The organism is Agromyces humi (assembly GCF_009720255.1).
GTDB lineage: Bacteria > Actinomycetota > Actinomycetes > Actinomycetales > Microbacteriaceae > Agromyces > Agromyces humi.
In genome coordinates this window covers 1-3,714 of record NZ_WJSP02000359.1, presented here as the reverse complement: position 1 = coordinate 3,714, position 3,714 = coordinate 1, and the positions used below count along the sequence as shown (strand labels likewise).

At 71.6% G+C, this 3,714-nt stretch carries 3 protein-coding genes and 1 pseudogene; 1 reads left to right on the top strand and 3 read right to left on the bottom strand.

The window, feature by feature from the left end; genetic code table 11:
- Positions 1–272 (bottom strand): annotated as a pseudogene (locus tag GH736_RS19000) (hypothetical protein); the annotation flags it as partial.
- Between the two features lie 189 nt (positions 273–461).
- Between GH736_RS19000 and GH736_RS18995 the strand changes: the two are divergent.
- The gene (locus GH736_RS18995; RefSeq protein ID WP_159606132.1) at positions 462–1,202 is read left to right on the top strand and encodes a DUF4097 family beta strand repeat-containing protein; all 741 of its coding nucleotides are present in this window, start codon (positions 462–464) and stop codon (positions 1,200–1,202) included.
- On the opposite strand, the gene rocD is transcribed toward GH736_RS18995, so the two are convergent.
- Both rocD and ddaH read right to left on the bottom strand, forming a co-directional pair.
- Entirely contained in the window at positions 1,189–2,415 is a 1,227-nt protein-coding gene (gene rocD, locus GH736_RS18990; RefSeq protein WP_159606130.1) for an ornithine--oxo-acid transaminase, read from the bottom strand. The genes GH736_RS18995 and rocD overlap by 14 nt on opposite strands.
- Complete coding sequence (gene ddaH, locus GH736_RS18985) at positions 2,412–3,263, bottom strand: dimethylargininase (RefSeq protein WP_159606134.1); 852 nt, start codon at positions 3,261–3,263, stop codon at positions 2,412–2,414. Before ddaH ends, rocD begins: the two co-directional genes overlap by 4 nt.
- Positions 3,264–3,714: the final 451 nt, after the last annotated feature.

The window sequence follows — 3,714 nt, the reverse complement described above, 5'->3', positions numbered from 1 at the left end:
GCACCCTGCGGAACGGCTCGGCGGCGGGCGATGAACCGCCCGATGTTCGCGTAGATCTTCAGCTCGACGAGCAGGGCGGCGTCCGTCGCCTCGCGCCGCAGCTTCGTCGCCCGCGTCTGCTCGACGACCGCGGCGAGCTGCTTCTCGACCTTCGCCGCCTTCTTCCGTGCGGCCTTGCCGGCCTTCTCGGCACGGCGCTTCGCCTCGGCGACCGCATCCTTCGCCGCGTCGAGGGCCTTCGCGGCCGCCTTCTCCTTCTTGCTCTTCGCCATCATGCACCCCAGACCGAGCATCCCCGCCGCGTGTTCGACGGTCCGGCGTCATCGTACCGCGGGCGTCGATCCGCGACCCGGCCGGGCGACGCGCGTCGCTGGCGGCGTCGACGCGCGAGCGGTATGGTCGGCCACGGGACGACCGGATGCCGCGACGGCGTGCCGCGACCCGGCGTCGAGGGGAAGCCCATGCTCCGGATGCTCCGCACCACGCTGGCCGCAGCGACCACCGCAGCCGTTGCCGGCGCCCTCGTCGGCTGCGCCCTGCTCGCGCCGCCGCACCGCGTCACCGACGAGACCACGGTGACCGATGACCTCAGCACGATCGAGCTGGTCGACTCGTCAGGATCGGTCACGGTGCGCGGTGACACGGACGCCACCGAGACGGTGATCCACCGTACGGTGTCGTACCGCGGCGCGGAGCGCACGATCGACCCGTCCCACGAGGTGTCGGGCGACACCCTCGAGCTGCGCGGCTGCGGCCGCAACTGCAGTGTGGCGTACGAGATCGAAGTCGCGGAGGGCGTCGACGTGCAGGGCTCGACCTCGAACGGCGCCATCACGCTCGAGCACGTCGGCGAGGTCGACGTGCAGACGAGCAACGGCCGCATCGAGCTCGAGGACGTCTCGGGCGACATCGTCGCCGAGACGTCGAACGGCCGCATCGAGGGCAGCGACCTGCGGGGCTCCGGCGTGCGCGCGTCGACGTCGAACGGCGCGATCGACCTCGAGCTCGGCGTCGCCCAGGACGTGGAGGCGCGCACGTCGAACGGCGCGATCGACCTCGAGGTGCCCGCCGGCGGCTCCTACCGGGTGACGACCGAGACGTCGAACGGTCGCGAGGACATCGGGGTGGCGAACGACCCCGACGGTGAGCACACCCTCGAGCTGCGCACCTCGAACGGCGCGATCACCGTCACCGAGGACTGAGCTCGGCGAGCACCGCCTCGAGCTGGTCGACCGCCCAGTCCAGGTCGGACGGCTCCACCACGATGGGCGGCGCGAGCCGGATCGTCGAGCCGTGCGTGTCCTTCGCGAGCACGCCACGACGCATGAGCGCCTCGCACACCGCGCGGCCCGTCGCGATGCCGGGATCGATGTCGATGCCCGCCCAGAGCCCGGCGCCGCGCACGGCGACGATCCCCCGACCGACGAGTTGCATGAGCCGGTCGTGCAGGTGGGCACCGAGCGCCCGCGCCCGCTCCTGGGGTTCACCCGTCGCGAGCATGCGCACCACCTCGGTGCCGACGGCCGCGGCGAGCGGGTTGCCACCGAACGTCGAGCCGTGCTGGCCCGGCTGCAGCACCCCGAGCACGTCACGGTCGCCGACCACCGCGGACACGGGCACGATGCCGCCGCCCAGCGCCTTGCCGAGCAGGTAGAGGTCGGGCACGACGCCGACGAGATCGCACGCGAACGTCGCCCCGACCCGTCCGAGACCCGACTGGATCTCGTCGGCGATGAGCAGCACGTTCCGCTCCCGTGTCAGCGTGCGCAGCGCGGGCAGGAACTCGGCGGGCGGCACGACGACGCCGGCCTCGCCCTGGATCGGCTCCACGAGCACCGCGACCGTGTTCGCGTCGATCGCCGCCTCGACCGCGGCGGCGTCCCCGTAGGGCACCATGCGGAAGCCCGGGGTGAAGGGCCCGAAGTCGTCGCGCGCGTCGGGGTCGTCGCTGAACGAGATGATCGTGGTGGTGCGGCCGTGGAAGTTGCCGGCCATGACGACGATGTTCGCGGCATCCGGCACCACGCCCTTCACGCGGTAGCCCCAGGCGCGCGCGACCTTGATGCCCGACTCCACGGCCTCCGCGCCGGTGTTCATCGGCAGCACCATGTCCTTGCCGCAGAGGGCGGCGAGCTCGGTCACGAAGGTGCCGAGGCGGTCGTTGTGGAACGCGCGGCTCGTGAGCGTGATGCGATCGAGCTGGTCACGCGCCGCGGCGACGAGCACGGGGTTGCCGTGCCCGAAGTTCACGGCAGAGTACGCGGCGAGGCAGTCGAGGTAGCGCCGCCCCTCGACATCCGTCACCCAGGCCCCGTCACCGGATGCCACGACCACCGGCAGCGGATGGTAGTTGTGGGCCGCGTGCAGCTCCTCGTCGTGGATGGCCGAGGCCGTGCGGTCGGTCGTCGTGGTCATCGGCGCAGCTCCAGGGTGCAGCACTTCACGCCGCCGCCGCCGAGCAGCAGCTCCGAGAGGTCGACGCCGATCGGGTCGTAGCCGTGTTCGCGCAGCTGCCGCTCGAAGTCGGTGGCGCGCGAGGCGATGACCACGTGGTAGCCGTCGCTGAACGAATTGAGGCCCAGCACCGCGGCATCCGTCTCGTTCACGATGATCGCGTCGGGGTAGCGCGCCTGCAGCAGCGCCAGCGAGTCCGCGTCGAAGGCGGCCGGCAGGTAGGCGATGTGCTCCTGCCCGGGGGTCGCGTCGAGCACGGCGATGGCGGTGTCGAGGTGGTAGAAGCTCGGGTCGATGAGCCGCAGCGTCACCACCTCGCGGCCGTAGATGCGCTCGAGCTCCTGGTGCGACAGCGAGTCGCTGCGGAACCCGGTGCCCGCGAGGATCGTCTCGCCGACGAGCAGGAAGTCGCCTTCACCCTCGTTGACCTCCTCGGGCACGCGCACGTCGAACCCGGCACCGCGGAACCACTCCATGTACGCGGGCCCCTCGGGCTGGCGCTCCGGGTGGGTGAACTTCGCCCCGTAGGCGACGTTGTCGATGACGAACCCTCCGTTCGCGGCGTAGACCATGTCGGGAAGCCCGGCGATCGGGTCGATGAGCTGCACGTCGTACCCGAGCTGCAGGTAGGTGTCGTACAGCGCCTGCCACTGCTGCACCGCGAGGCTCGTGTCGGTGGGCTGGGCCGGGTTCATCCACGGGTTGATCCGGTACACGACGGTGAAGTGCTCGGGGCGGCACATGAGCACGCTGCGCCCGGTGGGGCGGCGCTCGGGCCGGATGCCCGGCTGCTCGTCGGTCATGGTCATGGTCGACATCTCACTCCTCGATGGGTCAGCGGATGTCACGGCGCTCCGCGCCCCGCGACATCCACGTGCTGGCAATGCCGGCGGACCAGGTCGCTCTTGCGAGCCCTGATGGCGGCGCTTCGGGTCGCGCCGCCATCAGGACGCCACTCCAAGTGTGCGGCCGGGAGTGCCCGCAGTTCCCGGCGTCGTGCGCAACGTTCCTGCTCGTTCGAGCAGTTGACGACGGTTTCGTGCGCGGATGTTGCGGTACAGGCCCGACCACGCGCGTCGAACCCCTTGCCGACGCGGCCACCAGTGGTCCATCCTGTTGCAGGACCCGGTTCCCGGCGGGCCCGGACCGACGGAGGCCGCCCTTGGACGTTCCCGAGCACGACGAGCGGATGCGTCGCCTGCAGCGCAGGGCGTACGGCGCCGTGGCGAGCCGGGCCGAGCGCGACGCGGCGCTGGCGGA

What these genes read in the sequence shown, in the direction of transcription:
- rocD (WP_159606130.1), bottom strand. Translation starts at nt 2,415, where the DNA reads ATGACCACGACGACCGACCGCACGGCCTCGGCCATCCACGACGAGGAG.
- ddaH (WP_159606134.1), bottom strand. Translation starts at nt 3,263, where the DNA reads ATGACCATGACCGACGAGCAGCCGGGCATCCGGCCCGAGCGCCGCCCC.
- GH736_RS18995 (WP_159606132.1), top strand. Translation starts at nt 462, where the DNA reads ATGCTCCGGATGCTCCGCACCACGCTGGCCGCAGCGACCACCGCAGCC.